Below are 23,684 nucleotides of genomic sequence, written 5' to 3' on the forward strand. Positions count from 1 at the left end.
GGGTGCCCATCTCAGCGGTAGTGGCGGCGCACTCGCCGGCCGATGTCACAGACCACCTCGTAGGGAATCGTGCCGAGACGATCCGCCACCTCTTCGGCAACGATGCTCTCGTCGCCCTGGCTGCCGATCAGGACGACCTCGTCGCCGGCCACCACCCCCTCCCCCGAGGCACCCTCGTCAGGACCGCAGTCGACCATGAGCTGATCCATCGTGACCGTCCCCACGACGGACCGGCGCCGCCCGCGGATGAGCACCTGCCCGCCGCGCAGGCCGTAGTCACGGCGCGCTCCGTCCGCGTAGCCGATGGGCACCGTCGCCACTTGGCGATCAGAGTCGAACCGGTGGGCGAGTCCGTAGGAGACCGCCTCGCCGGCTCGAACGGTCTTGACGTAGGCCACCTCGGTCCGGAGTCCCATCACCGGCCGCAGCCCGGCGATGTCCCCCACCAGATCGGCCCCGGGCGACAGGCCGTAGAGGGCGATGCCGGCCCGGACCATGTCGTAGCGCCCCCGGCGCCGGATCGGCGAGGCGTCCGGGCGGCACCCGGACAGCAGCAGTGCCGAATTGGCCGCGTGTCGCCGCAACGGACCCGGCACTCCGTCTCGGGCGGCCAGCAGTCCCAGTACGTGCTCGTAGCGCTCCAGCTGCGCCTCGGTGAACGGGTTGTCCAACTCGTCGGCGACCGCGCAGTGAGTCCACACGCCCTCCAGTTGCAGGTCGGACTTGGCGGCAATGGCACGCGCCAGCAGCGGGGCGTCGGCGGGACGGGCACCCACCCGGTTCATGCCCGTGTCGATCTTGAGGTGCACCGGCAGGTGACGGCCGGCGGTAGCGGCCGCCGCGGCCGCCGCGGCCAGACCCTCCGGGCTGTACACCGAGGGGCGCAGGTCATGCGCCACCACCTCCACCATCTCGTTGGGCCGCGGCTCGGACAGCAGCAGGACCGGCGCCGTCACGCCCGCCTGGCGCAACTCCACGCCCTCCTCCACGAGAGCCACCCCCAACCAGGTGGCGCCACCGGCCAGCGCGGCCCGGCCCACGGCCACGGAACCGTGCCCGTAGCCGTCGGCCTTGACCACCGCGCACAGCTCGGCGGGGGCTGCCCGGCGGACGAGCTCGGCGGCATTGGCGGTGACGGCCGCCAGGTCCACGACCGCCGAGGTGGGCCGCATCAACGGCTCCCGGCCCCGCCGCCGAACCCTTGGGGCGCCGGATCCAGCGCGCCGGCCAGCACGGCGGGGATGGCTCCGAGCAGGTCGCCGGCAATGAGGCCGACCGGCGGGCCCAGCGCTCCGGCCATCCCGTGCACCTGAGCCGCCAGTGCAGCCGCGTCGAGGGCTGTCAGACCCTGCGCCAGCAGGGCGCCGATCATCCCGGCCAGCACGTCACCCGTGCCGGCGGTGGCCAACCGAGCATCCCCGGAGGTCACGAATCGGGCGGCGCCGTCCGGTGCGGCGACGACGGTGGCGGATCCCTTGAGCAGCACGGTGGCGCCCGTCGCGGCCAGCGCCCGCGCCGCCGCCAGACGATCCGCACCAGGCCGCTGCCCCGCCAGCAACTCGTACTCCCCGTCGTGCGGTGTGAGCACCACCGGCGCGCGCGCCGCCGCCAGCGCAGTCGCCGCGTCGCCGCCGAGCGCCGCCAGGGCGTCGCCGTCCAGCACCAGGGGCACAGTCGCTCGCGTCACCAGCGCACGCACCGCGCTGGCGGTCTGCGGATCTCTTCCCAGGCCGGGACCGACCACCAGCGATGCGAACCGGGAGGTGTCCATCCGCTCGTGCCAGTCCGCGGCCGGCAGCCGGCCGAAGACCACCTCGGTCGGGACCGACGCGTCGGGCTCGCCGCCCGGCACCGAGAGGCGCACGTATCCCGCCCCCGACCGCAGCGCCGCCAGCGAGGCGAGCGACGCCGCCCCGCGCATCGGTGGCGAGCCGGCCACCACCCAGCAGGCGGAGCGCCACTTGTGGGCATCGACTTCTCGCCGGGGCCAGAGGTCGGCCACATCGGCCTCCGTGAGCAGCTGCACGGTCGCCGAGGCGACATCCAGACCGATGTCGGCGACGCTGACCGACCCGGCCAGCATGCGACCCGGCTGCAGCAGCAGACCCGGCTTGAGCGCGGCGAACGTCACGGTGCGCGCCGCCGCCGGGGCGCCGCCACGCACCTGCCCCGTGAGGCCGTCCACGCCGGAGGGGATGTCCACAGCCAGAACGCTGCCGGCGCCCTCGATGCCTGCAGGCGGGGTCCAGGACCGGTTCAGCCCGGTGCCGTAGGCCGCGTCGATCAGCAGGTCGCAGGGTGGGGCATCGGCGTCGTCGGGGGCGATGATCCGGCACTCGGCGCCGGCCCGCTGCAGGTGACGGGACGCGGCCCGGCCGTCGGCCCCGTTGTTTCCCCGACCGGCGATGACGACCACCCGGCGCCCCGCCAGCGCCTTGCGGCGAGCAGAGGAGGGTCGTCCCGCCTCGAGCACCGCCGCGGCGCCCTCGGTGGTCCCGGTCAGCATCTCCGCCGCCGCCACGGCCACCGCCGCGCCGGCCCGCTCCACCAGCACGTCGGCGCCCTCCGGTGCGGCCGCATCGACAGCCGCCATCTCGGCGGGGGTGACGACGGGGATCACGATGGGTCGCCCCAGGAAGCTAGATCCCGGCCTCCGCCGGGATGACGATTCGGGGTGACGACGGGGATCACGACACCTCCCCGCTCCCCGACTCGTGGTGCGGGGCGATCCCGCCGGTGCCCACGGCCACCGCCACCGCCACCGCGGAGGTGGCCGTGTGGGACAGGCTCAGGTGCCATCCCGTCACGCCGGCGCGCCGGGCGCGGTCCGCGGCACGGCCGTGCAGGACCACCTCGGGTCGGCCGCCGGGAGCGCGCACGACCTCCATCTCCCTGAACGCCACATCCCCGAAGCCCGCACCGAGCGCCTTCATCACGGCTTCCTTGGCGGCGAAACGCGCCGCCAGCCGCTCAGTGGGATCGGCGCGGGACTGGGCGTAGGCCCGCTCGGCGGGAGTGAAGAGTCGCTCGGCAACCCGCGGGCGGCGCGCCAGCAGGGCGCGAAACCGCGGCACGTCCACGATGTCGATGCCGATCACGGCGACGCCCCGCGCCAGCGTGCCGCCACGGCAGCAAGATCTCCGACCAATAGGTCCTCGGTCGGCACCTCGGCGAGAAGCGCCTCGTCGAAGGAGGCCTCGGTCTCGGTGACCGCGTAGCGCAGGCGGCTGAGACGATCGCGGTAGCGCCCCAGGACGTCGGCCGCCACGGCGGGCTCCAGCCGCTCGTGCAAATCGACGTGCAGTAGCACCAGGCCGACCGTGTCGCCGCCCTTGATCTCGGGGACGAGCAGGATGAGGCGCCCGTCGCGCAGTCCCCGTGTCAGCAGCAGCCGACGCTCGCGGCTGACCTGGCGCTTGGTGCCCCGCAAGGTGGGATCGCGGCCCACCCGCGACTCGAACCTCGCCGCCAGCCCTGAAAGATCGGCGATCTCGATCCGCTCACCGTGGATGGCATAGCGGATGTGGCCGGTGACTCGCGAGACCGCCCGATCCAACCCGGCCAGAGCCGAGAGCGTGTCGTAGCTGAGGCGTTCGGCCTCGGCGCCGGCGGCCTGGACAGCCTCGGTGAGCGGCACCCGCAGCAACGCCTCCTCGCTGCGGGAGATTCCCACGGTGACCGTCTTGGCCTGGTGGCGGATGGCGTCGACCGGCCGGGTCAACTCCTCGATGGCCTCGCTGAGCCCCGCCAGCAGCCGCTCCAGGACGCCCGCCGGCGTGCCCATCTCGCCGAAGTCGAGTTCGAACGCGGCCAGCGGCAGAACCCCGAGCGCGTAGCGGAACAGCGCGTCGAGCCGCAGGGCGGTCGCCGCGGGAAGGTGCCCGTCATAGCCACCGTCTCGCAAGCGGCGCCCGAATTGCTCGGCGCCGGCGGTGATCTCGGGCGCCAGGGAGGCGAGCGTCGCCTCGGCGTCGACGACGGCACCGTCGGGCTCGGCGTCCAGCGCCGCCTCGATCGCGCCCCGGGTGTGCCGCAGCGGCTCGGCGCAGGCGTCGATGGCGAGAGCCGCCTCGTAGCCGAAGAGGTGGCCGGCCATCGTCGCCAGCACGAAGGCGACGTCGGGGTGGACCGCCGGCAGCAGCACCGCCTCCCCGGCCCCGCGGGCCAGCTCGGCGTCATCGGTGAAGGTCACCGGCGCACCGCGGTGCGCCGCGTAGATCGCCACCTCCTTGGCGACGTCATCGGCGGTGGAGCGGTCCAGGCCCGCCGCGCAGACCAGGGTGAGAGGCTCCGCCGACAGGTCGACGTGCTTCTTGTCCTCGGTGATGTCACAGGCCACCGACCGGTAGCACAACTCCGAGAGCTTGATCCGCACCTCCTCGGCGGCCAGCCGGTTGCGGCCGTTTCCGACGGTGGCCCAGTGCCGCCGCGACGGGGCGAGCCGCTGCGCGATGTCGGCGATCCGGGGGCGAGCCGCCAGCACCTCGGCCATGGCCTCGGGCAACCGCTCGAGTGCCCCGAGGAACTCCGAGCGGCGCGCCGGATCCGCCGCCACGCCGTACAGGTCGGCAATGGCGCAGGCCAGCAGGAATCCCGCCGCCACCTGGGCATAGAAGGCCTTCGTGGAGGCGACGCTCATCTCCACGTCCCGCCCGTCGGAGGTGTACAGCACCCCGTCGGCACGGGCCGCCAGATCGCTCTCGCGGCGGTTCACGACTCCGGTCACCCAGGCGCCCCGTGCCTGGACCAACGAGACGGTGCGGTTGGTGTCGGTGGTGGTGCCGGACTGGCTGATCGCCACCACCAGGTGATCGGACATGTCGTCGCGCAGGTCGAAGCCCGACAGTTCGCTGGCGAGCCGGCTCACCACCTCCACGCCGGTGCCGGCCAACTCGGCGCCGATGATCTCGGCGACGGCCCGCGCCGCCACCGCCGCGGTGCCCTGGCCGATGACCACGATCCGGCGCGGCAGCTCCCGGCCGGTCGGCAGGACGCCGTCCAGGACGACGCTGCGGTTGCCCGGGTCCCCGGCGAGCCGACCCGCCAGCGTCTTGGCGAACGATTCGGGCGATTCGCTGATCTCCTTCAGAAGGAAATGGGGGTAGCCCCTGCGATCGATGTCGCGTGTGGTGATCTCCGCCCGCGTCGCCGCCGGCAGTGGCAGTTCGGCGCCGTCGTAGGACCAGCGTGCGACTCCGGACCTCTCGCCGGCCGCGGCGGCCTCCAACCGGACGATCTCGCCGTTGCTGCTGCCTGCGGCGTCGGCGCCGTCGAAGCGCAGGTAGTCGCCAGTCTGCTCCACGAGCCCGTACGGCTCCGATGCCACCACGAAGGCATCGGGAGCGAGTCCCACGTAGAGCGCCTGGCCGCTGCCCCTGCGGGCCAGCAGCAGGTTGCCGGGGTTGTCGCTGCTGAGCGAGACGATGGCATGGGATCCTTCGAAGCTCGCCACGGCCTCGGCGAACGCCGCCCGATCGGATCGCCCCGAGAACCTCAACCGGCGCGCCAGACCCGGCGCCACCCTGGCGTCGGTCGTGACAGCCGCGGGGTAGCTCAGGTCGAAGCGACCCACGATCGCGCCGTAGTTGTCGATGTCGCCGTTCACAGCCGCCAGGACCCAGGGTTCCCCGTCAGCCGACAGCGAGGCCACGGGGTGGGCGTTGGGCTCGGTGATGAGGCCCACGCTGGCCCAGCGGGTGTGCGCCAGGACCGCACAGCGCGCTCCCGGACGCGCCAGCGTCGCCCGCAGGGCGTCGTCGCCGGCCAGCGCCGCCCGCAGCACCCGCGTGTTGTCGCCCAGTTCGCCGACCTCCACCGCCGTCTTGTGGAGGTGCACCGTCGCCCCGGCGTCTCGCCAGCGGCTGCCGGAGCGGCCCAGCGGGTCGCTGGCTCCACGGGGCCCGTCCGGCGGGTCCGTCGATGTCACCATCACGGCGACTCCCGCCGAGTCCCGCCCGCGCACCTCGAGGCGGTCCAGCGCCGAGAGCGCCACCTGGATCGCCCACCACCCCGCCACGACCTCCTCGGTTGCCTCCGGTGCGTCGGCACCGAGGAGCTCCGCCACCGCTGCGGCGGTGGCCAGCCGATCCTCGCGGATGCTCCAGATCGCGTCGGTGAGAGCGGCGTCGCCGGCGCCGAGCCGCCCGGCGGCCGCCACAACCTCGGCCCGCAGCCCCGCGTCCCGTACCAGGCTGGTCAGGCCGGCCGGGCCGGCGAGCCGGCTCACCACCTGCCGGGCGGCGTCAGCCCCTGCAGCGTCGCCGGCGAGCAGCCCCAGGATCTCGGAGGGCGACGGGGCCCGCCGGCTGGGCGGGCGGCTCAGCACCGCCACGATGCCGCACATCAGCCGGACCTGCGGGCCACTTCGGCCGCCAGGCTCTCGGCCACTGCGCCGGCCTCCGCCTCCTCGGTGGCCTCGACCATCACCCGGATCAGCGGCTCGGTGCCCGAGCAGCGGACCAGGACACGACCTGTCTCTCCCAACGCCTGCCGCGCCCGCGCCACGGCAGGCTCGATCGCCGCCAGCACGTCGGCGGCAACGCCGGACACCCTCACGTTCCGCAGCACCTGGGGGTGGCGGGTCATGGCCGCCGCCGCCAGGTCGCCGAGGGGGGCGCCGCGCCGGACCGCCGCGTCGAGCAACTGCACGGCTGTCAGCAGACCGTCACCGGTGGTAGCCAGATCCCGGAACACCACATGCCCGGACTGCTCACCGCCCAACTCCCAGCCGCCGGCCTCGAGCGCTTCGAGCACATGCCGGTCCCCCACCGGCACCGTCACGACATCGATCCCCGCTGCTGCCATGGCGCGGTGCAGTCCGATGTTGCTCATGACCGTCACCACGACCGTCGAACCCGCCAAGCGGCCACGCTCGTGGCGGTCGATCCCGCACAGGGCGATGATGCGGTCACCGTCGATCAGCCCCCGATCGTAGGCCACGACCCGGTCCCCATCGCCATCGAACGCCAGGCCGACCTCTCCGGGGCGTGTCCGGGCGGCGATCAGCGCCGGCGCGGCGGCCCCGCAGCCGTCATTGATGTTCCGCCCGTTCGGCTCGCAGGCCACGGTTCGCACCGCGGCCCCCAGGCGCCGGAGCAGCGCCGGCGCCAGCGCCGAAGTCGCCCCGTTGGCGCCGTCCACCAGGACGTGCAGCCCGTCGAAGGCGTCCGGCCGGACGGTGGACGCCACGGCGTCGAGATAGGACTCCAACCGGTCGGAGGCGTCGCCGGCGGAGGCGAGGGCTCCTGTCGCCTCGCCGCCGGACCGCAGGGCGGCGGCCACGCACTCCTGCTCGTCGTCGCTGAGCTTGCGTCCCCCCGGGCCGAAGATCTTCACACCGTTGTCCTGGTACGGGTTGTGCGAGGCCGACACGACGATCCCCGGCACCCCGTCAGCGGCGCTGCAGAACGCCACCGCAGGCGTCGGAGCCACACCGAGCAGGTCCACCTCGATGCCGCCCAAACCCCGCAGCAGGCCCTGAACCAAGTCGCCCGCGGAGGATCGCGGATCGTGTCCCAGGACAACTCGCGCGCAGTCGAACATCTCGACGACTGCCGCGCCGATGCGGGCGGCGACCTCCGGGGTCACGTCCCGGTAGGCCCGCCCTCGGATCCCGTCGGTGCCGAACACGATCGAGCCGCGGCGACGGCCGGCGGCGCCGCGAGGTGCAGGCGCTGCTACCTCTTGGAGTACTGCGGAGCCTTCCGAGCCTTCTTCAACCCGTACTTCTTGGACTCCTTCTTGCGCGGATCCCGGGTCAGCAGGCCGGCACGCTTGAGTTTCTCGCGGGAATCGGCGTCGAGACTCTCCAGCGACCGGGCAATGCCCAGACGCAGGGCTCCCGCCTGCCCGGTGAGGCCCCCGCCGGAGATCGTGGCATCCACGTCGTAGACCGATCCGGTGTCGGTCACGCTGAGGGCCTCGGTGGCGTGGGAGCGATGCGCGGGCGACGGGAAGTAGTCCTCGATCTCTCGCCCGTTGATGGTGACGCGCCCCTGGCCCGGCCGGACGCGGACGCGGGCGACGGCGCGCTTGCGACGACCGGTGGCCTGCACGAGCGGCGGTGTCATGGTGCTCTCCTGGGAAGCGGCAGTGGCTGTGGCCTCTGGGCCTCGTGGGGATGGACGGGTCCGGCGTAGACCTTCAGCTTCCGCAGCATCTGCCGGCCCAACCGGGTGTGCGGCAGCATCCCGCGCACGCTGCGCCGTACGACCTCGGCGGGGCGCCGCCGCATCGCTTCGCCGAGGGTCTCCGAGCGAAGGCCCCCGGGATAGCCGGAGTGCCTGTAGAGGATCTTCCGGTCGGACTTGTTGGCGGTCGTGACGACCTTGTCGGCGTTCACGATGATGACGTGGTCGCCGCAGTCCAGGTGCGGCGTGTAGGTCGGCTTGTGCTTGCCGCGCAGGACGGTTGCCACCTCGCTCGCAAGGCGCCCGAGCACCTGGCCGTCGGCATCGACGACCCACCAGGCGCGGTCGGTCTCTGAAGCCTTCGGGCTGTAGGTGCGCACGGCACAAGGATACGGGCTCGCCGCCGAAATCGGCCCCCCGCCGGTGGTCGGCAACGGGCACCTCAGAGGTAGGCCACCGACTCCAGGCACAGGCCGTGCGGCGGCGCCACGCCGCCGGCGGCCGCCCTGTCGCGAGTCTCCAGGACGCGGGGGATGTCGCCGGCGGGACGGCGGCCCCGCCCGACCTCGGTGAGCGTGCCGACGATCGAACGCACCATCTGCCGGCAGAACGAGTTCGCCTCGATGTCGAACAGCAGCAGCCCCGGCTGGGGTCGACTCCAGCCGGCGCGCAGCACCCGCCTCACCGTCGGCGCCACGCGCACCTCACCATCGACGACCTGCTCGGACCGGGAGCAGAAGGAGGCGAAGTCGTGCTCGCCGACCAGCAAGTCGGCGGCGTCGCCCATGGCAGCCATGTCGAGGCGCTCGGGCACGTGCCAGGCGTAGGAGCGGCGGAACACGTCGGGCTCGGCGGCGTTCCAGATCGTGTAGCGGTACGCCCGGGCCAGCGCCGAGAAACGGGCGTCGAAGTCCGCCGGCGCCGGGGTGGCCGCCAGGACCGCCACGTCGGGCCCGCACATGCGGTTGAGGCCGCTGCGCAGGGACTCGAGCCGCTCAGTGGAGGCGTCCTCGTCGGCCACGTCCAGGCTCACGACCTGGCCGCGGGCATGCACCCCCGCATCGGTGCGGCCGGCACAGGTCAACTGCACCGGGTAGCCGAGGCGCCGCTCGAGGGCATCGGCGAGCACGCCGGCCACGGTGCGCACGCCGGGGTTGGGGGCGAAGCCGCGGAACTCCCCGCCGTCGTAGGCAACCAGGAGGCGCAGGCGGGCCACGCCGCGGCGCGCCGCTAGACGAGTTCGATGCGGACCATGGGGGCGTTGTCGCCGTAGCGAGGACCGACCCGCAGGATCCGCGTGCAACCGCCGGCGCGGTTGGCGTAGCGAGGGCCGATGTCGGAGATCAGCTTGTCGGCGATCTCCCGATCGTTGAGGAACGCCACGATCTGCCGGTGGTTGTGCAGACCGCCCTTGCGCGCCTTGGTGATCAGCTTCTCGGCGACGGGCTGCATCGCCTTGGCCTTGGCCTCGGTCGTGACGATCGACTCCGCCGCCACGAGGGACGCCACGAGGTTGGCCAGCATCGAGCGCTGGTGTGCGGCGCTGCCGCCGAGGCGGCGGCTCTTGGCGGGTCGGCCGGGCATGGCTGCGGCTCCCTCAGTCCTCGGAGGCCAGGGCGAGTCCCAACTCGTCGAGACGGGCCGTCACCTCGTCCAGGGACTTCTCACCGAAATTGGGGATCGCCAGCAGTTCCAGCGCCGTCCGCTCCAGGAGCGCGCCGACGGTCGTGACCTGGGCCCTCTTCAGGCAGTTCCGGGGCCGCTCCGACAACCCCAGCTCGTCGATGGGGCGGAGCAGGTCCGACGATGTCTCCGTGGCCGCCGCGGGGTCCAGACTGTCGGGCAACGACACCTCGGCGAGGTTCTCCACGAGTTGCGTCAGCCGCCGCAGGATGCCACCGGCAGTGGCCATCGCCTCCGACGGCGTGACCGTGCCGTCGGTCAGCACGTCCACGATGAGTTCGTCGGCTGCCACGTCCTCTCCGGTGGTCGCCTCCACCTCGTAGGAGACGCGCCGCACCGGCGAGAAGAGGGCGTCCACCGGGACGTCGCCGATCGTGCCGCTCGACGGTCGGCTCTCCGCCCCGCTGTAGCCGATGCCCTGCTCGACGGTGACGTCGGCGGCGAACCGCGCCTGACCGTTGAGCGAGGCGACGTGCAGGTCGGGGTTAAGCACCTCCACGTCGGGGTTGACATCGAAGTGTGCGCCCGTCACCTCGCCCGGCCCGAGGACGTCGATGCGCAGCTGCACCGGCTCGGGGCTGTGGCTCCGCAGCACCAGGTCCTTGAGGTTCAGGATGACGTCGGAGATGTCCTCGACCACGCCTTGCAGGGTGTCGAACTCGTGCAGCGCCTCGTCGAACCGGACGTGGGTCACCGCCGCGCCCGGGATGGACGACAGCAGCGTGCGCCGGAGCGCGTTGCCGATCGTGTGGCCGAATCCCGGGTCGAGCGGTCCGATGACGAACTTCTGACGGTTGACCTCGGCGACGGCCGCGGAGACCGCGGGGTGTTTGATCTCAAGCATGTGCAACCTCGCTCCGCTACTTGCTGTAGAGCTCGACAATCAACTGCTCACGAATCGGCACGTCGATCTGGTCGCGGGTGGGAGCCGACAGCACGTTCGCCGCCAACCCCTCCTCGACGACCTCGAGCCAGACGGGCGGCACCCGGTCGAGCACATCCACGTTCCACTGCAGCGGCGCCATCGCCCGGGACTTCTCCCTCACGGCGACCTCGTCACCTGCCGAGACGCGGTAGCTGGGGATGCTGACACGCCGGCCGTTCACCGACATATGGCCGTGCAGCACGAACTGCCGGGCCTGCGGGCGGGTCGCCGCCCAACCGGCGCGGTAAACCACGTTGTCGAGCCGCAGTTCGAGGTAGGTGAGCATGTTCTCACCGGTGACTCCGGTGCGGCGGCCGGCCTCGGCGTACAGATTGCGGAACTGCCGCTCCGTGAGCCCGTAGGTGAAGCGGGCCTTCTGCTTCTCCTGGAGCTGGAGCAGATACTCCGAGGCCGTGGTGCGTCGCCGCGAGCGGCCGTGCTCGCCGGGCGGGTAGGGACGCTTGTCGAGCGCCACCGTCTCGCCCTTGGTGCCGAAGATGTTCGTCCCCAGCCGGCGCGACACCCGCGCCTTCGGTCCGGTGTAGCGGGACATCAGACGCGCCGCCTCTTGGGCGGCCGGCACCCGTTGTGGGGCACCGGGGTCACGTCCTTGATGCCGGTGACCTCCAGCCCCAGGTTCTGCAGCGAGCGGATCGCCGTCTCGCGCCCCGAACCCGGGCCGCGCACCTGCACGTCGACCTTGCGAACGCCGAACTCCATGGCCCGGCGCGCCACCTCTTCCGCCGCCATCTGCGCGGCGTACGGGGTCGACTTGCGCGAACCCTTGAACCCCACGTTCCCCGCCGACGCCCAAGCGACGACGTTGCCCCGCAGATCGGTGACCGTGATGATGGTGTTGTTGAAGGAACTCTTGATGTGCACGACGCCGTGCGCGATGTTCCTGCGTTCGCGCCGACGTGGTCGCCGTGCCTGTCTCTCTGCCATAACCCCTCGGTGCGTCTCGTGAGCGGTGCGATGCTGCGCCACCGGGCGCGGCTACCGGTCGTGGTGGCGGGGCGCCCCGATCGGCGCCCGGGCCACCGCTGCCTTACTTCCTCTTCATGACGGTCTTCTTGCCCGCCACCGTTTTGCGCGGACCCTTGCGCGTCCGTGCGTTCGTGTGGGTGCGCTGGCCCCGGACCGGCAGGCCTCTGCGATGCCGGATCCCCTGGTAGCACCCGATCTCCAGCTTGCGACTGATGTTCTGACTGATCTGGCGGCGGAGGTCGCCCTCGACCTTCAGGTTGCGCTCGACATGGGCCCGCAGCCGGGCCACCTCCTGGTCGGTCAGATCCTTGATCCGCACGTCGGGGCCGATGCCGACCGCCTCGCAGGTCTGCGCCGCGATCGTGGGACCGATGCCGAAGATGTAGGTGAGCGACACCACGGCGCGCTTGTTGCGCGGGATGTCCACACCGGCGATGCGTGCCATGTCAGCCCTGCCGCTGGCGGTGACGCGGGTTGTCGCAGATCACCCGCACGCGACCATGGCGCCGGATGACCCGGCACCGCTCACACATGGCCTTCACGCTGGGGCGCACTTTCATGTCCGCATCCGCCTCGTCTCGTCGTCTGCTCATCCGCCGGGCAGGCCAAGGGCTCCCACTCGGTCCGGACGCTGCTATTTGTACCGGTACGTGATCCGCCCGCGCTGCAGGTCGTAGGGCGTGAACTCCACCTGCACGCGATCGCCGGGAAGGATGCGGATGTAGTGCATCCTCATCTTCCCCGAGATGTGCGCCAGCACCTGGTGGCCGTTCTCGAACTCGACCCTGAACATGGCATTGGGGAGGGACTCCAGGACCTTCCCCTCCATGAGGATCGCATCTTGCTTCGATTTCGCCAGAGTCCTACTCCCGCCTCGAACGCGACCCACCAGCCTACCGAGACAACCTCAGTGGCACCAACCCGCCGATAGCGGCGGTGAGCCGGTCGAACACCTCCGCCGGCGTCCCGGTCCCGTCGATCCTCCAGAGCATTCCCCGCTCGGTGAACCAGTCCACCAGGGGAGCCGTCTGCGTCTCGTAGAGCTCGAGGCGCCGGGCGATGCCCGCGGCGGTGTCGTCGTGGCGACCGCGGGCCAGCATCCGTTCGGAGACCTCCTGCACGTCGACCTCCAGGAGCAGGGCGCCGAGGAGTCCGTCGGGAACGGTCATCTTCGCAAGGGACGCGGCCTGCGCCGGGGTCCGCGGGAAGCCGTCGAGCAGCACCGTGACCCCCGAATCGAGGAGCGGGCCCGTTCTCTCGGCGACGACGTCGCACATCACGTCGTCGGGCACCAAGTCCCCGGCGGCCATGATGACTTCGGCCCGCCTGCCTAGCGCGGTGCCCGAGGCCGCCGCGTCGCGCAGCATGTCACCGGTGGAGACGTGGGCGACCCCGTCGTAGTGCTGCTGCAGCAGAGCGCACTGCGTCCCCTTGCCCGAACCCTGGCGTCCGAGAACGACGATCACGCCGCTCATGGGTGGAACGCCTCAACGCAGGCGCGGAACACCGGAACGATCGCGCTCGGGGCGGCGCTCGCCGCGGGAACACGAACTCGCACGCACTTCAGGAAGCCCCCGGTGGATTCGGCGCAGCATCGACTGGCCCTTACTTCAGGAATCCCCCGGCGGTTGGGGCGGAGCATCAACTGGCCCTTACTTCAGGAATCCCTCGTAATTGCGGAGCATCAACTGGCTGTCGATCTGCTTCATGGTCTCGAGGGCGACGCCCACGGCGATCAGGATCGAGATCCCGGTGAAGCTGAAGATGCCCTGGGTACTGGTGGGCACGATGTTCCCGATCACGACCGCGGGCGTCAGGGCGATGAGGGCCAGGAAGAGCGATCCCGGCAGGGTGATGCGCGACAGGATGTGCGCCAGGTAGCGCTCGGTGGGCCGACCCGGCCGGATGCCGGGCACGAAGCCGCCCTGCTTGCGGATGTTGTCGGCCTGCTTGACCGGATCGAAGCTGATGGCCGTGTAGAAGTAGGCGAAGCCGATTATCAGCAGACCGAAGAAGACCAGGTAGAACGGGTCGTCGTAGCGCAGCAAGTGGTCGTTCACCCAGGTGCGGGTCGCCTCACCCCAGCCGCCGGAGGGCAGCACCACGACGATCAGCTGCGGCAGGTACAGCACCGAACTTGCGAAGATGATGGGGATCACGCCCGACTGGTTCACCTTCAGCGGGATGTAGGTGCTCCCTCCGGTTGTCATCCGGCGACCGACGACGCGCTTGGCGAATTGCACCGGGATGCGGCGCTGGCCCTGCTCCACGAACACGATGACCACGAGCAGCACCAGGTACATCGCCAGAACCTCGAACACCCCCGGCCAGCCCGAGTTCCCCTTCACCAACGAGAACTGGTTGGGCAGCGAGCTGACCACCGCCGCGAAGATGATGATGGACATGCCGTTGCCGATGCCCTTCTGGGTGATCAACTCACCCATCCACATCAGCAGGGCCGTCCCGGCGGTGAGCGTCAGCACGACCAGGCCCACCCGCGGGGCGGTGAACTCCGGTAGCAGGTCGGGGATGCCGGTGCTGCCGGCCAGGCCGCCGCCCTGGTTGTGGAACAGGAAGGCGAACCCCGTGGACTGGATGAGGGCAATGCCGATCGTCAGGTAGCGCGTCCACTGGTTGATCTTGCGCTGGCCGACCGCCCCCTGCTGCTGCCACTGCTCGATACGCGGCACCACCACGCCCATCACCTGCATGATGATCGACGCCGTGATGTAGGGGAATATCCCCAGCGAGAAGATGGCGAACTGCGTGAGCGCTCCGCCGGAGAAGAGCTGCAGGAAGTTGAGGATGCCGCCGTCCTCGGCCGCCTCCTGGAGCGGGCGGATGGCCTCGAGATTGATGCCGGGTGCGGGGATGAACGCTCCCAGCCGGTACACCACCAGCATGCCCAGGGTGAAGAGGATCTTGCTGCGCAGATCCTCGATGCGGAAGATGTTGGCGATGTTCTGCAGGATCCGGCCCACTGGAGTTCTCCCTCCGGCGTCGGCTGCGGTCTAGCGGTTCGTCAGGGCGTTGCCCCGTGCCGGTGGCCGGCGGTCGCCCCACGGCTTGGGCAGGACTTCGATTGTGGCGCCGGCGGCCTCCAGAGCGGCGCGGGCCGCCTCGGAGAAGGCGTGCGCCCGCACGGTGACCGAGCGGGTCACCTCGCCGCGGGCGAGCACCTTGACCAGAGCGCCCTTGCTCACCAGGCCGCCGGCGTAGAGCGTCTCGGGGGTGATCTCGTCGAGCCCTGAGGCTTCGATCACATCCAGGTTGACCGGCTGGTAGCTCACCCGGAAGGGATTGTTGAAGCCGCGCAGCTTGGGGATCCGGCGCTGGAGGGGCATCTGGCCTCCCTCGAAACCGACCGGCACGGTGCCCCGCGCCCTCTGCCCCTTGGTGCCGCGGCCTGCGGTCTTCCCACCCTTGCCTCCGATTCCCCGGCCGACGCGCGTGCGCGGCGTCCGGCTTCCCGGAGCACCCTTGAGGTCGTGGACTTTCACGATTCCGGCACCTCCTCCACTTCCACTAGGTGCGAGACAGCCGCCAGCATGCCGCGCACGTCGGGGCGATCGCTCAGGATCCGGGACTTGCCGATGCGCCCCAGACCGAGGGCGCGCAGCGTGCCCCGCTGGGGAGGCTTGCGCCCGATGCCGGACCGGACCTGCGTCACACGCAACGCCACGTCATTCCTCCTCGCCGCGTAGCGCCAACCGCCGGCTCCGCTCCGTCTCGTTGTAGGCCGCCAGCAGACCCGGGGGAACGAACTCGCTGGGGTCGAGACCGCGCAGGCGCGCCACGTGGTCGGGGCGCATGAGCGATTGCAGGCCGGCAATCGTGGCCCGGGCCACGTTGATGTGGTTGGCGGACCCCAGCGACTTGCAGAGCACGTCGCCGATGCCCGCCTCCTCGAGGATGGCGCGGGCCGCGCCGCCGGCGATGACGCCGGTTCCGGGGGCGGCGGGCTTCAGCAGCACCCTGCCTGCGCCCCATTCCCCGAGCACCGGATGCACGATGGTGGTCCCTGCCAGAGGGACGGCGAAAAGCGAGTTTCGGGCCTCCTCGGTGCCTTTCTGGATGGCCAGCGGCACCTCCTTGGCCTTGCCGTAGCCGAGCCCGACGTGACCGGCACCGTCGCCGACCACCACGAGCGCCGAGAACGAGAAGCGCCGCCCGCCCTTGACCACCTTGGCCACCCGGTTGATGTGGATCACGCGGGAGTCGCGCAGTTGCAGGCGCGACGCCAGCGCTCCGGTGGCCGCCATCAGAGTCTCATCCCGGCTTCGCGGGCGGCGTCCGCGACCGCAGCCACGCGCCCGTGGTAGCGGTAACCGCCCCGATCGAACACAACTGTCGTGATGCCGCTGCCGGCGGCACGCTCGGCAACCAGGCGCCCCACCGCGGCGGCGGCGCTGACACCGGTGGTCTCACTGCTGCGCAAGTCGGGCTCCAGCGTGGAGGCGGCGACCAGGGTGCGCCCGCTGGTGTCGTCGATGATCTGCACCGCCGTGTGGCGGTTGGAACGGTAGACGGCCAGGCGCGGTCGCTCGGCCGTGCCGACGATCTTCTTGCGCACCCTGCGGTGGCGCCGGAGCCGGCTCCGGCGGCGTTCCGCTGAGGTGTTCGTCATAGGTCTGCTCCCTGCTTCGGTGCCGGACTCACTTGGCGGCCTTGCCCGCCTTGCGGCGGACGTACTCACCGGCGTAGCGGATTCCCTTGCCCTTGTACGGTTCGGGCTTGCGCAGCGCCCGGATCCGGGCGGCCACCTGCCCCACGGCCTGCTTGTCGATTCCGAGCACCCGGATGGCAGTCTGCGACGGCACCTCGAAGGTGACTCCCTCCGGCGCCTGCACCGACACCGGATGGCTGAAGCCAAGCTGCAGTTCGAGGCTGGCGGGCCCCTTGGCGGTGGCCCGGTAGCCGACGCCCACGATCTCCAGGTCCTTGCGGTAGCCCTCGTGGACGCCGATGACCATGTTGTTGAGGAGCGCCCGGGTCAACCCGTGCAACGCCCGCGACTCTCGCTCGTCGTCGGCCCGGGTGACCACCAGCGCGTCGCCCTCCTGCCGCACGGCGATCACCTGCGGCAGGCGATGCTGCAGCGAGCCCCGGGGGCCCGACACGGTGACCTCGCCGCACGCCACGCTGACCGAGACGCCCGCCGGCAGCGGGATGGGCGACTTACCGACGCGAGACACGGCGCACCTACCAGACGTAACAGAGGATCTCGCCGCCGAGACGCCGCCGGCGAGCCTCCTGATCGGTCATGAGACCCTTGCTGGTGGACAGCACCGCCATGCCGAGACCGCCCTGCACCCGCGGCACGCCGTCGGCCTTGGTATACACCCGCAGGCCCGCCTTTGAGACCCGCCGGAGGCCGCGGATGACCCGCTCGCGATCAGGCGAGTACTTCATGTCGATGGCCAGGATGCGCCCCGGACCGTCATGGTCGACCACCTCGTAGCCACCGATGTAGCCCTCGCGCCGCAGCACCTCCGCCAGGGCCTCCTTGAGCTTCGAGGAGGGCATGCGCACCTCCTCGTGCATGGCCACGTTGGCGTTGCGGATGCGGGTGAGCATGTCGGCGATGGGATCGGTCATGGTCATGCTGCGACAACCCCCTACCAGCTGGCCTTGGTCAGACCGGGGATCTCCCCGGCATGGGCGAGTTCACGTAGACAGATGCGGCACAGTCCGAACCGCCGGTACACCGAGCGCGGCCGGCCGCACCGTTGGCAGCGGGTATAGGCGCGCACACGGTATTTCGGCGTTCGCTTCTGCTTGTTGATCAGTGCCGTCTTTGCCATGTCGTCACTTTCGCCGGTTCGTGTGTTGGATTCTCGGAGTGCGCACGGATCGCTCAGCCCTGGTCCCGCCGGAGCGGGAAACCGAACGCCTCCAGCAACGCCCGCGCCGTCTCATCGTCGGGCGCCGTCGTGACAAGGGTGATGTCCATGCCGCGGATGGTGTCGATCTTGTCGTAGTCGATCTCGGGGAAGATCAACTGCTCGGAAACGCCGAAGGAGTAGTTGCCGTTGCCGTCGAAGGAGTTGATGGACAGCCCGCGGAAGTCACGAATGCGCGGGATGGCCAGGTTGATCAGCCGGTCGAAGAACTCCCACATGCGGTCTCCCCGCAGTGTGACCTTCACTCCCACGGCGTTCCCCTCGCGCAGCCGGAAGCCGGCGATGGAGCGCTTCGCCCGGGTGGTCACCGGCCGCTGCCCGGCGATGGTCGTCATGTCGGCGATGGCCCCCTCGAGCAGGCGAGCCTGACGCGACGCCTCACCGACGCCCATGTTCAGGACGATCTTCTCCAGGCGGGGCACCTGCATCACGTTGTCGAGGCCGAGCGATTCCCGAAGCCGGTCGCGCAGTTCGTCGCGGTACAGCTGCTTGAGGCGCGGCGCGGCGACCGCCGTGGCACTCACGGGATGTCCGCCCCGGTGCGGCGGCAGATGCGCACCTTCTCACCGTCGGGCGTTGTCCGGTAGCCCACCCGAGTGGGCTTGCCGTCCTCGGGGCTGATGATCGCGATCCGGGAGATGGGGATGGGCATGTCCTTGTCGATGATCCCGCCCTGCATGACGCCCGCCTGGTTCGGCTTGCGGTGCTTGCGGACGACGTTCACACCGTCCACCAGCAGGGTGCCCTTGGTAGGGAAGACGGCCGAGACGACTCCCTCCCGGCCCCGGTCCTTGCCCGACAGCACGACGACGCGATCACCCTTGCGGATCTTGGCCATCACAACACCTCCGGTGCGAGTGACACGATCCGCATGAATCGCTTCTCGCGCAGTTCCCGGCCCACAGGACCGAAGATCCGTGTCCCCCGGGGCTGGTTGTTCTCGTCGAGCACCACCGCGGCGTTCTCGTCGAAACGGATGTAGCTGCCGTCGGGACGGCGCTTCTCCTTGCGAGTACGCACCACGACACAGCGCACCACGTCACCCTTGCGGACCTTGGCGCCGGGGATGGCGTCCTTGACCGTCGCCACGAACACGTCGCCGATCGAGGCGTAACGGCGCCGGGAGCCGCCGAGCACCTTGATGCAGAGAACCTCGCGGGCGCCGGAGTTGTCCGCCACCCGGAGGCGCGTCTCCTGCTGGATCACCGCTGCACCTCCCTCAGCGCGCCCGCTCGAGGACCTTCACGAGCCGCCAGCGCTTCAGCTTGGACAGCGGGCGGGTCTCGGCGATCCGGACACGGTCCCCGACGCGTAGATCGTTGTCCTCGTCGTGAACGTAGAGGCGCTTGTGGCGCCGAACGGTCTTGTTGTAGCGACGGTGACGCACCTGCTCGGTGATCACGACGACGGCGGTCCGGTCCATGGACGCCGACGCCACAATCCCCTCACGCGTCTTGCGACGGTTGCGCCCGGAGGCCTGGGCCGCCGCGGCAGTGCTCGCCGGCGTCGGCTCCGGCGCCTGGTCGGTCGTCGGTGCTTGCTCAGCCATCGCGGCGGCGCCTCCTCTTGAACACCCGTGCGGGCTCCTCCGGGGAGGCCTCGCCATCGGTGAGCTCCTCGACCTCGTCGACCTGGCGCGCCATGGCCACCTCGGCGGCGTCGATCTCCCGGGCGCGCAGCTCGGTGAGTAGGCGCGCCACCTGCCTGCGGGAGTGTGCCAGCAGGTTCATGTTGTCGAGCTGCCCGGTGACGTGCTGGAAGCGCAGGTTCGTGGCCTCGTCCTTCGCCTCGTCCAGCATGCCCAGCAGTTCGACGTCGCTCAGTCCTGTCAGCGAGCCGGATCGGGCCATGGCTACACCGCCTGGTGACGGGTCACGAAGCGCGCCCGCACGGGCAGCTTCTGGATGGCACGCTCGATCGCCTCGCGCGCCACGACGGGGTCGGCGTAGGAGAGCTCGAACAGCACCCGGCCGGGACGCACCACCGCCACCCAGCGCTCGGGGTTGCCCTTGCCGGAACCCATCCTGGTCTCCGCCGGCTTCTGCGTCACGGGCTTGTCCGGGAACACGTTGATCCACACTTTGCCACCGCGCCGGACGTGGCGGGTCATGGCCACACGAGCGGCCTCGATCTGCGGCGCGGTGATCCATCCAGGCTCGAGCGCCTGGATGCCGTAGTCGCCGAAGCTGACCGTGGTCCCGCCCTTGGCGACCCCCTTGGTGCGGCCGCGATGGTGCTTGCGGTGTCGGACCTTCTTGGGCATCAACATGACTCACCGCACCCTTCGCTCGGCCGCGATGGTGCTTGCGGTGTCGCAGCTCCCTCGGGCATCAACATGACTCACCGCACCCTTCGCTCGGCCGCGATGGTGCTTGCGGTGTCGCAGCTCCCTCGGGCATCAACATGACTCACCGCACCCTTCGCTCGGCCGCGATGGTGCTTGCGGTGTCGCAGCTCCCTCGGGCATCAACATGATCAGTCGGCATCCCCCGGTCGGAAGTGGGGCGTCTCGTGTTGCTCGCGGGAGGCGCGCTCAATCTCCTCCTCCTGCTCGAGGAGGCGCTCGAACTCGGCGTCGGCCTCGGCCACCAGCGGCTGCAATTCCTCCAACTCGGTGGGGAACTCCTGCTCGTCGGTGTCGGTGGCAGGGGTCGGAGTGGCCCCTCGCCGGCGTGCCGCCGAGGACACCACCTTGCGCGAGCGGGCGGGGCCGGCGGTCTCGCCGACCGCCATCGCCGCCTCGCGATTGATCCGCTCGTCGGTGTCGAGGCGGTACGGGAGGATGTCACCCTTGTAGGTCCACACCTTCACGCCGATACGGCCGTAGGTGGTGTGCGCCTCCCGGAACCCGTAGTCGATGTCGGCACGCAGCGTGTGCAGGGGGACGCGGCCCTCGCGGTACCACTCGGTACGCGCCATCTCCGAGCCGCCGAGCCGGCCCGAGCACTGCACGCGGATTCCCTGGGCGCCCGCTTTCTGCGCGTTCTGGACGGCACGCTTCATGGCCCGGCGGAAAGCCACCCGCCCGGTCAGCTGGTCGGCAATCCCCTGGGCGATCAGCGCCGCGTCCAGTTCGGGCTGCTTGATCTCCTGCACGTTGAGCTGCACCCGGTTGTTGCCGGTGATCTTGGCGAGGCCCGCCCGCAGCCGGTCGGCCTCGGAGCCCTTGCGCCCGATCACGATGCCGGGGCGGGCGGTGTGCACGTCGATGCGAAGCCGGTCCCTCGTGCGCTCCACCTCGATGCGGCTGATGGCGGCATGCGGCAACTGCTCCATCAGGTAGTCGCGGATTTCCGAGTCCTCGATGACGAACTTCCGGTAGTCCTCGCGCGTGGCGAACCACCGCGACTTCCAGTCGGTCGTGATCCCGAGACGGAACCCGTACGGATTGACCTTCTGACCCATCAGATCTCCTTGTCGCCGTCGGCGGGCTCCGCGGCGGCGTCCTGCTCGGCGCCGTCGCCGGCGTCACTGTCATCGGCGGCGGCGTCCTGCTCGACGGCGGCTTCGGCGTCGACGAGCTCGTCCGCCTCGTCGACGTCGCTGGGCGCCTCCTCCTCGTCCTGGGTGGCGGCGGCCCGGCTGGCCTCCACGCGACGGCGCCGGACCTCGGCCGCGGCGCCACCGGCGAGGCCGCGCTCGGCGCGTGCTTCGCGCTCGGCGAGCGAGTAGCGCGCCAGCACGATCGTGATGTGGCAGGTCCGCTTCATGATCGGCGTGGCCCGCCCCCGCGCCCGCGGCCGCCAGCGCTTCAGCGTCGGTCCCTCATCGGCGTAGCAGGCCACCACATAGAGCTCGGTGACCGGCAGGTTGGCGTTGTGCTCCGCGTTGGCGATGGCGGAGTCCATGCAGCGGGCGACCGTCCTGGCGATCCGGCGTTCGGAGAACTGCAGGATCTCGTCAGCGCGCTCGCAGGACTCGCCCCTGATCAGATCCAGGACGGGGCGCACCTTGGAGGCGGAACTGCGCACGTAGCGCGCCGAGGCGCGGGCCGCAGGTGTCGCCACAGCGGTTGCCATCAGCGCCTGCCTCCTCGCTCCTGACCGGCGTGGAACCGGAATGTGCGCGTGGGGGCGAACTCGCCGAGCTTGTGGCCCACCATGGACTCGGTGATGTACACCGGCACGTGCTTGCGCCCGTCGTGCACCGCGATCGTGTGGCCGACCATGTCGGGGATGATCGTGGAACGGCGCGACCAGGTGCGGATGACCCGCCGCTCACCGGAGTCGTTCAGCTCGTCCACCTTGGCGAGGAGATGATGATCAACGAACGGGCCCTTCTTCAGGCTTCTGGGCATGGTGGGCCTCCTAGCGCCGGCGCCCGCGCGTGCGCCTGCGGCGCACGATCATCTGCGACGACTGCTTCTTCGGGTTGCGCGTGCGACCCTCGGGCTTCCCCCACGGCGAGACCGGGTGGCGGCCGCCGGAACTCTTGCCCTCGCCGCCGCCGAGCGGGTGGTCCACCGGGTTCATGGCCACGCCGCGAGTCTGCGGGCGCACACCCTTGTGACGGTTGCGCCCGGCCTTCCCGATCTGCACCAACTCGTGCTCGGCGTTGCCGACGGCGCCGACGGTGGCGCGGCAGTCGATGGGAACCCGGCGCATCTCGGTGCTGGGCAAGCGCACCGTGGCGTGGGGGCCCTCCTTGGCCACGAGTTGGATGCGAGCGCCCGCTGCCCGCCCCATGCGCCCGCCCGCACCCGGCTTGAGTTCCACGTTGTGCACGACGGTCCCCACCGGGATGTACCGCAACGGCAGGGCGTTGCCCGGGCGGATCTCCACGCCGGTCCCCGATTCCAGCACGTCCCCGACCGCGATGCCGTCGGGCGCCAGGATGTAGGTCTTCGCGCCGTCGTAGTAGTGCAGCAGCGCGATCCGGCAGGTCCGGTTCGGGTCGTACTCGATGGTGGCCACCTTCGCCGGGACGCCGTCCTTGTTGCGCTGGAAGTCGATGATCCGGTAACGGCGCTTGTGACCGCCGCCGCGATGGCGCGCCGTCTTGCGGCCGGCGTTGTTGCGGCCGCCCGTGGAGGGGCGCGGGGCCAGGAGGGCCTTCTCCGGCGTGCTGCGGGTGATCTCGGAGAAGTCGTGCGCGGTCTGGAAGCGGCGACCGGGGCTGGTGGGTTTGCGGCGCCGGATGCTCATGCTCTACACCTCGAAGAGTTCGATCGAGTCGCCCTCGGCCAGGGTGACCATGGCTCGCTTGGTGTCGGGCCGGCGACCGTAGGTGAGCCGGCGCCGGTTGCGGATGCGCTTTCCCTTGCGCCGCAGCGTGTTCACGTTCAGCACCTGCACGTCGAAGATCTCCTCGACGGCCTTGGCGATCTCGGGCTTGCTGCTCGAGGGGTGCACCTTGAAGGTGTAGACGTTCTGCTCCAGCAGCGAGAAGGCCTTCTCGCTGATCACCGGCTCGAGGATCACGTCACGGACGTCCTTCATGACCGGTTCACCTCCGCCAGCGCCGCAGCGGTGAAGACGATCACGTCGCTCACCAGCACGTCGTAGGTATTGAGTTGGTCGGCCGGCAGGGTGTGCACGCGAGGCAGGTTGCGGAAGCTCTTCAGCGCCGTCACGTCTTCGCGCTCCAGCACCGCCAGCACGCGCCCGCCGGCACCGAGCGCCTCCAGCTTCGCCACGGCGGACTTCGTCGACGGAGCGTCGAAGCCCCAGTCGTCCACGATGATGATCCTGCCTTCGGCGGCGCGGTCCGACAGCGCCGACCGCAGCGCCAGGCGCTTCATCTTCTTGGGGGTGGACTGCGCGTAGTTGCGGGGCTGGGGTCCGTGCGCGATGCCTCCGCCTCGCCAAAGCGGCGAGCGGATGGAGCCGTGCCGGGCACGCCCGGTGCCCTTCTGGCGCCACGGCTTGCCGCCGCCGCCACGCACCTCCGAGCGGGTCTTGGTCTTGTGCGTGCCACTGCGGCGGGCCGCCAGTTGCGCCGTCACGACCTGATGCATCACCGCCACGTTGGGGTCGATGCCGAAGACGTCCGCGGTGAGCTCGACCGTGCCACACTCGGCGCCGCTGGTGTCTCGGACGGGGACGGAGACCATGATCG

At 70.8% G+C, this 23,684-nt stretch carries 35 protein-coding genes and 1 pseudogene; all 36 read right to left on the reverse strand.

All coding sequences use genetic code 11. The features are described 5' to 3' along the window. Positions 1–11 precede the first annotated feature (11 nt). The gene (alr, locus tag OXG55_04745) at positions 12–1,172 is read right to left on the reverse strand and encodes an alanine racemase (protein MCY4102565.1); all 1,161 of its coding nucleotides are present in this window, start codon (positions 1,170–1,172) and stop codon (positions 12–14) included. Continuing rightward, complete coding sequence (locus OXG55_04750) at positions 1,172–2,620, reverse strand: NAD(P)H-hydrate dehydratase (GenBank protein ID MCY4102566.1); 1,449 nt, start codon at positions 2,618–2,620, stop codon at positions 1,172–1,174. The genes alr and OXG55_04750 overlap by 1 nt, the downstream gene beginning before the upstream one ends. 67 nt (positions 2,621–2,687) lie before the next feature. After that, positions 2,688–3,098 carry a holo-ACP synthase gene (locus OXG55_04755; GenBank protein ID MCY4102567.1) on the reverse strand — a complete coding sequence of 137 codons (411 nt, stop codon included), beginning with the start codon at positions 3,096–3,098 and terminating at the stop codon, positions 2,688–2,690. Next, positions 3,095–6,343: an SIS domain-containing protein gene (locus OXG55_04760; GenBank protein ID MCY4102568.1), complete on the reverse strand. Its 3,249-nt coding sequence runs from the start codon at positions 6,341–6,343 to the stop codon at positions 3,095–3,097. Before OXG55_04760 ends, OXG55_04755 begins: the two co-directional genes overlap by 4 nt. Continuing rightward, positions 6,343–7,629, reverse strand: a complete 1,287-nt coding sequence (locus tag OXG55_04765; GenBank protein ID MCY4102569.1) for a phosphoglucosamine mutase — start codon at positions 7,627–7,629, stop codon at positions 6,343–6,345. Before OXG55_04765 ends, OXG55_04760 begins: the two co-directional genes overlap by 1 nt. Before the next feature lie 47 nt (positions 7,630–7,676). Continuing rightward, positions 7,677–8,069, reverse strand: coding sequence for a 30S ribosomal protein S9 (gene rpsI, locus OXG55_04770; GenBank protein MCY4102570.1), 393 nt, complete (start codon positions 8,067–8,069; stop codon positions 7,677–7,679). Further along, positions 8,066–8,509 carry a 50S ribosomal protein L13 gene (gene rplM / locus OXG55_04775; protein MCY4102571.1) on the reverse strand — a complete coding sequence of 148 codons (444 nt, stop codon included), beginning with the start codon at positions 8,507–8,509 and terminating at the stop codon, positions 8,066–8,068. Before rplM ends, rpsI begins: the two co-directional genes overlap by 4 nt. A gap of 62 nt (positions 8,510–8,571) precedes the next feature. Next, positions 8,572–9,345: a tRNA pseudouridine(38-40) synthase TruA gene (truA, locus tag OXG55_04780; GenBank protein MCY4102572.1), complete on the reverse strand. Its 774-nt coding sequence runs from the start codon at positions 9,343–9,345 to the stop codon at positions 8,572–8,574. A 14-nt stretch (positions 9,346–9,359) separates the two neighbouring features. After that, positions 9,360–9,713, reverse strand: coding sequence for a 50S ribosomal protein L17 (rplQ, locus tag OXG55_04785; GenBank protein MCY4102573.1), 354 nt, complete (start codon positions 9,711–9,713; stop codon positions 9,360–9,362). Positions 9,714–9,726: 13 nt separating this feature from the next. Then, the gene (locus OXG55_04790; protein ID MCY4102574.1) at positions 9,727–10,656 is read right to left on the reverse strand and encodes a DNA-directed RNA polymerase subunit alpha; all 930 of its coding nucleotides are present in this window, start codon (positions 10,654–10,656) and stop codon (positions 9,727–9,729) included. A 16-nt stretch (positions 10,657–10,672) separates the two neighbouring features. Further along, the gene (rpsD, locus tag OXG55_04795; protein MCY4102575.1) at positions 10,673–11,290 is read right to left on the reverse strand and encodes a 30S ribosomal protein S4; all 618 of its coding nucleotides are present in this window, start codon (positions 11,288–11,290) and stop codon (positions 10,673–10,675) included. After that, the gene (gene rpsK / locus OXG55_04800; GenBank protein MCY4102576.1) at positions 11,290–11,682 is read right to left on the reverse strand and encodes a 30S ribosomal protein S11; all 393 of its coding nucleotides are present in this window, start codon (positions 11,680–11,682) and stop codon (positions 11,290–11,292) included. Before rpsK ends, rpsD begins: the two co-directional genes overlap by 1 nt. Before the next feature lie 103 nt (positions 11,683–11,785). After that, positions 11,786–12,169, reverse strand: a complete 384-nt coding sequence (gene rpsM, locus OXG55_04805) for a 30S ribosomal protein S13 (protein ID MCY4102577.1) — start codon at positions 12,167–12,169, stop codon at positions 11,786–11,788. A gap of 1 nt (position 12,170) precedes the next feature. After that, positions 12,171–12,284: a 50S ribosomal protein L36 gene (gene rpmJ, locus OXG55_04810; protein MCY4102578.1), complete on the reverse strand. Its 114-nt coding sequence runs from the start codon at positions 12,282–12,284 to the stop codon at positions 12,171–12,173. Positions 12,285–12,358: 74 nt separating this feature from the next. Then, positions 12,359–12,583, reverse strand: coding sequence for a translation initiation factor IF-1 (gene infA / locus OXG55_04815; GenBank protein ID MCY4102579.1), 225 nt, complete (start codon positions 12,581–12,583; stop codon positions 12,359–12,361). Positions 12,584–12,617: 34 nt separating this feature from the next. Beyond that, entirely contained in the window at positions 12,618–13,199 is a 582-nt protein-coding gene (locus OXG55_04820) for an adenylate kinase (GenBank protein MCY4102580.1), read from the reverse strand. A 177-nt stretch (positions 13,200–13,376) separates the two neighbouring features. Next, entirely contained in the window at positions 13,377–14,696 is a 1,320-nt protein-coding gene (gene secY / locus OXG55_04825) for a preprotein translocase subunit SecY (protein MCY4102581.1), read from the reverse strand. A 39-nt stretch (positions 14,697–14,735) separates the two neighbouring features. After that, positions 14,736–15,224: a 50S ribosomal protein L15 gene (gene rplO, locus OXG55_04830; GenBank protein MCY4102582.1), complete on the reverse strand. Its 489-nt coding sequence runs from the start codon at positions 15,222–15,224 to the stop codon at positions 14,736–14,738. Beyond that, entirely contained in the window at positions 15,221–15,406 is a 186-nt protein-coding gene (rpmD, locus tag OXG55_04835; GenBank protein ID MCY4102583.1) for a 50S ribosomal protein L30, read from the reverse strand. Before rpmD ends, rplO begins: the two co-directional genes overlap by 4 nt. A gap of 1 nt (position 15,407) precedes the next feature. After that, positions 15,408–15,986 (reverse strand): 30S ribosomal protein S5, encoded by a 579-nt coding sequence (gene rpsE, locus OXG55_04840; protein ID MCY4102584.1) that lies wholly within the window; start codon positions 15,984–15,986, stop codon positions 15,408–15,410. After that, positions 15,986–16,351 carry a 50S ribosomal protein L18 gene (gene rplR / locus OXG55_04845; GenBank protein ID MCY4102585.1) on the reverse strand — a complete coding sequence of 122 codons (366 nt, stop codon included), beginning with the start codon at positions 16,349–16,351 and terminating at the stop codon, positions 15,986–15,988. Before rplR ends, rpsE begins: the two co-directional genes overlap by 1 nt. A gap of 28 nt (positions 16,352–16,379) precedes the next feature. Continuing rightward, positions 16,380–16,919: a 50S ribosomal protein L6 gene (gene rplF / locus OXG55_04850; GenBank protein ID MCY4102586.1), complete on the reverse strand. Its 540-nt coding sequence runs from the start codon at positions 16,917–16,919 to the stop codon at positions 16,380–16,382. 7 nt (positions 16,920–16,926) lie between these two features. Next, positions 16,927–17,328: a 30S ribosomal protein S8 gene (gene rpsH / locus OXG55_04855; GenBank protein MCY4102587.1), complete on the reverse strand. Its 402-nt coding sequence runs from the start codon at positions 17,326–17,328 to the stop codon at positions 16,927–16,929. A 14-nt stretch (positions 17,329–17,342) separates the two neighbouring features. Beyond that, a complete protein-coding gene (locus OXG55_04860; GenBank protein MCY4102588.1) occupies positions 17,343–17,528 on the reverse strand; it encodes a type Z 30S ribosomal protein S14 in 186 nt (61 codons plus the stop codon). A 53-nt stretch (positions 17,529–17,581) separates the two neighbouring features. Then, positions 17,582–18,151 carry a 50S ribosomal protein L5 gene (gene rplE / locus OXG55_04865; GenBank protein ID MCY4102589.1) on the reverse strand — a complete coding sequence of 190 codons (570 nt, stop codon included), beginning with the start codon at positions 18,149–18,151 and terminating at the stop codon, positions 17,582–17,584. After that, the gene (rplX, locus tag OXG55_04870) at positions 18,148–18,465 is read right to left on the reverse strand and encodes a 50S ribosomal protein L24 (protein ID MCY4102590.1); all 318 of its coding nucleotides are present in this window, start codon (positions 18,463–18,465) and stop codon (positions 18,148–18,150) included. The genes rplE and rplX overlap by 4 nt, the downstream gene beginning before the upstream one ends. Beyond that, positions 18,465–18,833 (reverse strand): 50S ribosomal protein L14, encoded by a 369-nt coding sequence (gene rplN, locus OXG55_04875; GenBank protein MCY4102591.1) that lies wholly within the window; start codon positions 18,831–18,833, stop codon positions 18,465–18,467. The genes rplX and rplN overlap by 1 nt, the downstream gene beginning before the upstream one ends. A 13-nt stretch (positions 18,834–18,846) precedes the next feature. Then, positions 18,847–19,095: pseudogene (gene rpsQ, locus OXG55_04880) on the reverse strand (30S ribosomal protein S17). Positions 19,096–19,168: 73 nt separating this feature from the next. Continuing rightward, positions 19,169–19,477 carry a 50S ribosomal protein L29 gene (rpmC, locus tag OXG55_04885; protein ID MCY4102592.1) on the reverse strand — a complete coding sequence of 103 codons (309 nt, stop codon included), beginning with the start codon at positions 19,475–19,477 and terminating at the stop codon, positions 19,169–19,171. A 2-nt stretch (positions 19,478–19,479) separates the two neighbouring features. Next, positions 19,480–19,896 (reverse strand): 50S ribosomal protein L16, encoded by a 417-nt coding sequence (gene rplP / locus OXG55_04890; GenBank protein MCY4102593.1) that lies wholly within the window; start codon positions 19,894–19,896, stop codon positions 19,480–19,482. A 206-nt stretch (positions 19,897–20,102) separates the two neighbouring features. Further along, the gene (gene rpsC, locus OXG55_04895; GenBank protein MCY4102594.1) at positions 20,103–21,032 is read right to left on the reverse strand and encodes a 30S ribosomal protein S3; all 930 of its coding nucleotides are present in this window, start codon (positions 21,030–21,032) and stop codon (positions 20,103–20,105) included. Next, a complete protein-coding gene (rplV, locus tag OXG55_04900; protein ID MCY4102595.1) occupies positions 21,032–21,646 on the reverse strand; it encodes a 50S ribosomal protein L22 in 615 nt (204 codons plus the stop codon). Before rplV ends, rpsC begins: the two co-directional genes overlap by 1 nt. Continuing rightward, complete coding sequence (rpsS, locus tag OXG55_04905) at positions 21,646–21,924, reverse strand: 30S ribosomal protein S19 (protein MCY4102596.1); 279 nt, start codon at positions 21,922–21,924, stop codon at positions 21,646–21,648. Before rpsS ends, rplV begins: the two co-directional genes overlap by 1 nt. Positions 21,925–21,934: 10 nt before the next feature. Next, complete coding sequence (rplB, locus tag OXG55_04910; GenBank protein ID MCY4102597.1) at positions 21,935–22,771, reverse strand: 50S ribosomal protein L2; 837 nt, start codon at positions 22,769–22,771, stop codon at positions 21,935–21,937. A 3-nt stretch (positions 22,772–22,774) separates the two neighbouring features. Further along, on the reverse strand, positions 22,775–23,065 hold the full coding sequence (gene rplW, locus OXG55_04915; protein MCY4102598.1) for a 50S ribosomal protein L23: 291 nt from the start codon (positions 23,063–23,065) through the stop codon (positions 22,775–22,777). Continuing rightward, on the reverse strand, positions 23,062–23,679 hold the full coding sequence (gene rplD, locus OXG55_04920) for a 50S ribosomal protein L4 (protein MCY4102599.1): 618 nt from the start codon (positions 23,677–23,679) through the stop codon (positions 23,062–23,064). The genes rplW and rplD overlap by 4 nt, the downstream gene beginning before the upstream one ends. Positions 23,680–23,684: the final 5 nt, after the last annotated feature.

The organism is bacterium, assembly GCA_026708055.1.
Classification (GTDB): domain Bacteria; phylum Actinomycetota; class Acidimicrobiia; order Acidimicrobiales; family CATQHL01; genus VXNF01.